Origin of the sequence: Caballeronia sp. J97 (assembly GCF_905220305.1) — a bacterium.
Classification (GTDB): Bacteria; Pseudomonadota; Gammaproteobacteria; order Burkholderiales; family Burkholderiaceae; genus Caballeronia.
On the sequence record NZ_CAJMZL010000054.1, the window covers coordinates 23,808 to 30,228 of the forward strand.

The following is a 6,421-nucleotide window of genomic DNA, read 5'->3' on the forward strand; positions in this document are numbered from 1 at the left end:
CCCGACGCTCGCAGAGCGCACGCAAAGGACCGACATCATGAACGCGCTGACCGACATCATCGAACGAGAGCACGCGCCTCTTTTGCGCCGACGCTTCCTCGCCATTGCCGCACTCGTGTTCACGGCAAGCGTGATCGTAACTTATGCGATGCACCTGTCGATGTCGTCGATGAGCGAGTTGCCGATGCCCGGCGGCTGGATGCTCTCGCCGGCGTTCACGCCGATGTGCGGCCGCACATGGTTGCGCACGGCGGCGGAGTTCATGGCCATGTGGATCGCGATGATGACCGCGATGATGCTGCCCTCGTTCGCGCCGGTTCTGTGGCGCCATCGCCTGATGCTCGATGGCGAGCGCGCGCGTCTCTCGTGGAGCATGGCGGCGGGCTACGCCTACGTATGGACGATGACCGGCGTCGCGGCCTTCGCGTTCGGCGCGATCTTCACCGGCATCGTGTTGCGCGTGCCGGCGATTGCGCGCTGTATTCCGTTCGCGAGCGGCGCAGTCGTATTGGTTGCGGGCGCGCTGCAGTGCTCGCCATGGCATGCACGGTTGCTGGCGTGCTGCCGCCATGTCTCGCTTTGCAAGGACATGCGCGCTGCGTGGCTCGACGGCGTGCGTCACGGACTCGATTGCCTCGCCTGTTGCGCGGGCCTCACGGCCGCGCTCTTCGTCTTCGGCATGATGGACCTGCGCGTCATGACACTCATCGCAATGGCGACAACGCTTGAACGGCTCATGCCTTCGTTCAGACGTGCGTCGCACGCAATCGGCATAACTTTGCTGCTGCTCGGTTCTATCGTTATCGCCCGATAACTTTTGCATGACGGCGAACGCCGAAAGCGTGTCCTCATCCGTATTTTTTACTTAATATTTTCGATTATTTTTCTTCGTCTTTCTTCTAACTTGCTGACATCCACACGACATTTCGCGATGTGAAGTGTCGACTGAATAACGTGACGACAACGAGAAGAGCGAGAAGACGACATGACGGGCGCATTGACGGTCTCGATTTGCCTGCCGACTTGCGATCGGCCTGAACTGATCGTCGCGTGCCTGAACTCGTGCGTCGGGCAGACGTATCCGCGCATCGAAATTCTGATCGGCGACGATTCGCGCGACGACCGCACCGAACTTCTGATCGCTTCGCACTACGCACACGATGCCCGCATTCGCTATGTGCGCAACGATCCGCCGCTCGGTCAGGCGCGCAATGTCGCGAGTCTCTTCGCACGCGCGGCGGGCACGCTCGTCATGCTGATCCACGACGACGATTACCTCGCGCTCGACGGCGTCGCGCGTCTCGCCGCGTTATGGCGCACGTATCCGCATCTCGAAGTCGCGTTCGGCGATCAATACGAAGTCGATGCGTCGGGCCGCGTCGACCCGCGACGCAGCGCGCGCCTCAACGCCGCGTTCCATCGCACGCGGGACGCGCAAGGCATGCAATCCCGGCCCGGTCGAACCGGCCTCGTGCAGATGTTCCCCAACAACGGATGGATGGCCGTAGCGACACTCGTTCGCCGCGTGAGCTATCGCGACGACGCCGGTGCGTGCTGCGATTTCGTGTTCGGCGTGGAGTTATGTCTCGCGGCATCGCGCGTCTGTTATGTGCACGAGTATGTGTCGTATTACCGCAAGACGGCATCGTCGATATCGAACAGCACGCGCGTCTCGACGTCCGCCGCGGCATTGACGGCGTATTCGTTCGTGTCGGCCCTGCCGCTCGATCCGTCGCTCGAAGAGGCGCGTCGCACTGCGTTGCGCAGGCTCACGCCGATCGTCGTGTCGTTGCTCGCGAGACACGATGCGCCGCTGCTCGCGTTGCGCGTCGCGCTCGCTCATCCCGATGCCTACGCATATGGTTCGAGCCTGCGACTCGGCTATCACCTTTCGCTGATCGCGCGTGCGCTGCTCTCATTGCGCCTTCATCGCGACAGGCGGCGTGACACCGCATGCGCGCCCAGCACGCACACGATGCCGATCACGCCGCCCGCGAGCACATGCGTGAGCCGCTCGAACGCATCGGCGGCGGACTGATTCGCCAGCATGATGGCGAGTGCAACGAACAGGCAACGGAAGAAATAGCCGACGACATAACGCTTGAACGCGACGAGCGTCAGGAAGACGGCGAGCGTCGCGAGCGTGACGGCCATGCCCGAATGCGGCACGACGAATTGCCCGAGCACGACGCCGATCGGCACGCCCGCGATCACGCCCCAAGCGCGATTCTTCAGCTTTTCGCGGGCGGTATCCACCGATCCCGTGACGATGCTGGCCGCGCCCCAGATCACCCATTGCGCATGCTCCATGCGGCCGTACACGACCATCAGGGCCGCGATGCCGACGCTCGCGAGCATCGCCGCGAGATCTTCGCCGAAGGGTGCGCGCTCGCCGAAGTCATCGAGATTCGACCAGCGCGCCACGGGCTTGCCGCGCGAATGGCGTTGCGCCGATATGAACGCCGGCACGAGCGCCACCAGCAGATAAGGCAGGAATGCGGGCGCTGCGCGCAACAGTGCGTCGACGGTGCGTCCGCCGTGCAGCTCGTTAGCGAGAATGAGCACCGGAATGAAAGTCCAGTTGCCGAGCGCGCGCAATGCCTTGCCGCGCGACGCGAGCAGGATCACGCCCGCCGCCAGCAGCATGCACGCGACGACGAAGAAGGCCGGCACCAATTCCGCCAGCAGCAAAAGATAAGTCCCGCCGATGATCGCAAGACCGTGCGCGATGACGCCGGACGGCCGCAACGCGAGCTTGTCTTCCGCGATCACGGTGGCGATCGCGAGCAAGGACGCCTTCATCCACATCGCGTTGCCCGTGGCGAGCGCGAGCACGACGAACGGCAGCAGCGCGATCGTTGCGCGCAGGAGCGGCCAGACCTCGATTTCGCTGGCGATACGAAGATGCGGTGCGTCGGCGGACATGCGCGGCAATCTCGTCGTGAGTCCGCATGAAGTGTAGTCGCCGATTCAAACAGTTTGTAAACAATCATTCGCCGACTAGCTGACAACCACGAGCCGAATGAGCGCACGAATCCAGCCGCGATATGGAAAAGCCCTGTAAACAAGGCCTTTTATTCGTAAGCGTTTTGAAATGCGTTTTAATTGCTCACTAAAGGACTTCGACCCGCTGTCGTTATACAGACCAGCCGATGGGTCCCCTTCGGCCGCGCGGCAGGCGAAGCATCGCCGTCATCGCCCGCGCACGCGCCCCTGCGATGCAGCCACATTGAGAGAGCTATGTTTTCGACAATCAAAGGCCGGCTGGCCTTGGCCATGACGCTTCTGAGCGCGCTGCTGATCGCGATCGGCATGGTCGGTCTGATCGGCATGAGCCGGTCCAACGCGGTAACTTACGACCTCTTCACGAATGAAATGCCGAGCGCGGTGTCGGTCGGCAACGCGGAAATGTTCATGGCGCGCGAGCGCCTTTCCTTCGACCGCGCCGCGCTGAACGTGGGCACGCCCGCGGCTGACGATGCGATCGGACGCGGCGCGCTGATGCGCAAGACGTCCGACGATGCCTGGACGGCGTACTCCGCGCTGCCGCAGAGCCCCGACGAAAAGTCGCTGGCCGACAAGTTCAACGCGCAGCGTCTCGCGCTTCAAAAGCTGATCGACGAAGGTTATGCCGATATCCGCGCGAAGGATCAGCCGAAGATCGTCGCCGACGCGAGCGGGATGCAGGCGTCCTTCAACGAATTCGCAAAGACGGGCGTCGCGCTGCGCAAGCTGCAATTCGAACAGGCGAAAGGCTCATACGACGAGGGACAGGAAATCTTCGGCGTGTTCCGCATGGCTTCCGTCCTCGCGATTCTGATCGGCGTCGGCGCGGCGTTTTATACGTGGATGTCGCTGCGCCGTCGCATTTCGCGTCCGCTCGACGCGGCACTCGCACAGTTCGATGCCATCGCGGCCGGCGACCTGCGCCGCGACGTCAAGGTGAGCTCGAACGACGAAATGGGCCAGTTGCTGCGCGGTCTCGCGACCATGCAGGCGAGCCTCATCGATACGGTTCGCACGGTACGCGGCGGCAGTGAATCGATTGCGTCCGCCACGAAGCAAATCGCCGCGGGCAACGTGGATCTTTCCTCGCGCACCGAGGAACAGGCATCGGCGCTGCAGGAAACCGCGTCGAGCATGGACGAGCTGACCGGCACGGTCAAACAGAACGCCGACAATGCGCGTCAGGCGACCCTGCTCGCGGCGAATGCATCGGAGATCGCGGGCAAGGGCAGCCGCGTCGTGTCGCAAGTCGTGACGACGATGGGCGAGATCAACCATAGCTCGTCGAAGATCGCGGACATCATCACGATCATCGAAGGCATCGCGTTCCAGACCAACATTCTCGCGTTGAACGCGGCCGTCGAAGCGGCGCGCGCCGGCGAGGAAGGGCGCGGCTTCGCGGTCGTGGCAGGCGAAGTGCGCTCGCTCGCACAGCGTTCGTCGGCGGCGGCGAAGGAGATCAAGGAACTGATCGACAACTCGGTCGAGCGCGTGCAGTCGGGCACCGCGCTCGTCGACGAAGCCGGCCGCACGATGACGGAGATCAGCACGGCGGTGCAGCGCGTGACCGACATCATGGGCGAGATCGCGGCGGCGTCGGAAGAGCAAAGCAGCGGCATCGAGCAAGTGGCGCGCGCCGTCACGCAGATGGACGAAGTGACGCAGCAGAACGCGGCGCTCGTCGAGGAAGCCGCGGCGGCGGCGCAGTCGCTGGAGCATCAGGCGGGCGCGTTGCGCACGGCAGTGGAGACCTTCCGTCTTCACGACGAAGGTATGCGCGCGACGGCCTGAAGCCGCCTCGCGGTTCGATGATGATGCGCGGCTCGCGATCCTTCGGGACGCGAGCCGTTTCTTTTATGCCCAGCCATAACCGCCGGTAATCACCTCATGAGGCGAATTCAATAGACGGCTATCGCTGTTTTCGCGAGACTGCGGAGCGTCGGATCGACATGCGGTCCGTCCTCGAAAAAGAGCGCGCGCAATGGATCACCCCGCGCGCAACAAGCCTCGGAGGAGACATAGAAGATGCTGCATCGCCCCAGAGTCACCCGCTCCGTGCTCGCGCTGATGTGCGCGATGTCGTTCATCATGTATCTCGATCGCGTGAACCTGTCCGCTGCGGCCGGCCTGATACGCGACGATCTTCATCTCACCAATACCGACATCGGCCTCGTGTTCGGCGCGTTCGCCTATACGTATGCGATCTGCCAGGTGATCGGCGGATGGTTCAGCGACCGCTTCGGTGCGAAGACGACGCTCGTGCTGTGCGCATCGATCTGGATCGTCGCGACGATCGCGACGGGTTTCGCGGGCGGTGTCGTGTCGCTGTTCTGCGCGCGCATGTTGCTCGGCGTCGGCGAAGGCGCGGCGCTGCCGGCGCAGGCGCGCGCGCTCGTCAACTGGTATCCGGCGAGCAAACGCGGCTTCGTGCAGGGCCTCACGCATTCGTTCTCGCGGCTGGGCAACGCGCTCACGCCGCCGTTGATCGCGTTGCTGGTCGCGTTTGCATCGTGGCGTGCGTCGTTCGTGCTCGTCGGTGCGCTGACGGCGGTGTGGGTCGTGGTGTACGCGTGGTACTTCGCGGATGATCCGCGCAAGCATCGGCATATGACGGCGGCGGAAGAAGCGGAGTTGCCGCCCGAGCACAAGGTCGCCGTGGACAAGACGCGCGAGCCGACGCCGTGGGGGCGTCTGCTCAAGCGCATCTCGCCGACGATGATCGTCTACTTCTGCTATGGCTGGACCGGCTGGCTCTTCTTCACGTGGCTGCCGACGTTTTTCATGCATGGACGCGGTCTCGATCTGAAGAGCTCGGCGCTCTTTTCGGCGGGCGTGTTTCTTTCGGGCGTCGTCGGCAATACGGCGGGCGGCGTGATCTCCGATCGCATTCTGAAGCGCACGGGCAGCGTGGTGTCGGCGCGGCGCAATATGATCATCGTCGCGTTTCTCGGCGCGCTCGTGTTTCTCGCGCCGGTGATGTTCGTGAAGTCGCTGCCTGTCATGGCCGCGTCGATGAGTCTGTCGTTCTTCTTCCTGGAGATGACGATCGGGCCGATCTGGGCCGTCCCGATGGACATCACGCCGAAGCATGTCGGGATTGCGAGCGGGCTGGTGAATGCGGGTTCGGCGATTGCGGGGATTTTCTCGCCGATCGTGTTCGGCTTTGTCGTGGATCGGACCGGGAGTTGGACCTTGCCGTTCGTGGGGTCTCTCGGGTTGCTCGCGGTCGGGATCGGGATGACGTTTTTCATGCGGCCGGATATTGCGTTGGATCGCGACGGCGATGGCGCTTTCGGTTCGGTTTCTGAAGGGGAGTTGAGGCTCGCTGAGCAGCAGGATTAGGGATGGTTGCCCCTTTTGCGGGGCGGCGTCTGGTTTCGTTGGTTTGGTTTTCGCCGGATCCCGGTTTTTTAGT

The 6,421-nt window shown here is 63.3% G+C and carries 5 protein-coding genes; 4 read left to right on the forward strand and 1 reads right to left on the reverse strand.

Translation table 11 applies throughout. The features are described 5' to 3' along the window. Window positions 1-37: 37 nt before the first annotated feature. Both U4Y90_RS34935 and U4Y90_RS34940 read left to right on the forward strand, forming a co-directional pair. Window positions 38-814 (forward strand): DUF2182 domain-containing protein, encoded by a 777-nt coding sequence (locus U4Y90_RS34935; protein WP_321801597.1) that lies wholly within the window; start codon window positions 38-40, stop codon window positions 812-814. Between the two features lie 171 nt (window positions 815-985). Then, a complete protein-coding gene (locus U4Y90_RS34940) occupies window positions 986-2,038 on the forward strand; it encodes a glycosyltransferase family 2 protein (RefSeq protein ID WP_321801599.1) in 1,053 nt (350 codons plus the stop codon). Here U4Y90_RS34940 and U4Y90_RS34945 read toward each other — a convergent pair. Beyond that, window positions 1,927-2,925 (reverse strand): FUSC family protein, encoded by a 999-nt coding sequence (locus U4Y90_RS34945; protein WP_321801601.1) that lies wholly within the window; start codon window positions 2,923-2,925, stop codon window positions 1,927-1,929. The genes U4Y90_RS34940 and U4Y90_RS34945 overlap by 112 nt on opposite strands. Window positions 2,926-3,240: 315 nt before the next feature. Here U4Y90_RS34945 and U4Y90_RS34950 point away from each other — a divergent pair, with 315 nt between their 5' ends. Continuing rightward, window positions 3,241-4,797 (forward strand): methyl-accepting chemotaxis protein, encoded by a 1,557-nt coding sequence (locus U4Y90_RS34950; RefSeq protein ID WP_321801603.1) that lies wholly within the window; start codon window positions 3,241-3,243, stop codon window positions 4,795-4,797. Between the two features lie 234 nt (window positions 4,798-5,031). Beyond that, window positions 5,032-6,348, forward strand: a complete 1,317-nt coding sequence (locus tag U4Y90_RS34955; protein WP_321801605.1) for an MFS transporter — start codon at window positions 5,032-5,034, stop codon at window positions 6,346-6,348. Window positions 6,349-6,421: the final 73 nt, after the last annotated feature.

Coding starts and splice junctions, on each gene's coding strand:
- U4Y90_RS34935 (WP_321801597.1), top strand. CDS start 38: ATGAACGCGCTGACCGACATCATCGAACGAGAGCACGCGCCTCTTTTG.
- U4Y90_RS34940 (WP_321801599.1), top strand. CDS start 986: ATGACGGGCGCATTGACGGTCTCGATTTGCCTGCCGACTTGCGATCGG.
- U4Y90_RS34945 (WP_321801601.1), bottom strand. CDS start 2,925: ATGTCCGCCGACGCACCGCATCTTCGTATCGCCAGCGAAATCGAGGTC.
- U4Y90_RS34950 (WP_321801603.1), top strand. CDS start 3,241: ATGTTTTCGACAATCAAAGGCCGGCTGGCCTTGGCCATGACGCTTCTG.
- U4Y90_RS34955 (WP_321801605.1), top strand. CDS start 5,032: ATGCTGCATCGCCCCAGAGTCACCCGCTCCGTGCTCGCGCTGATGTGC.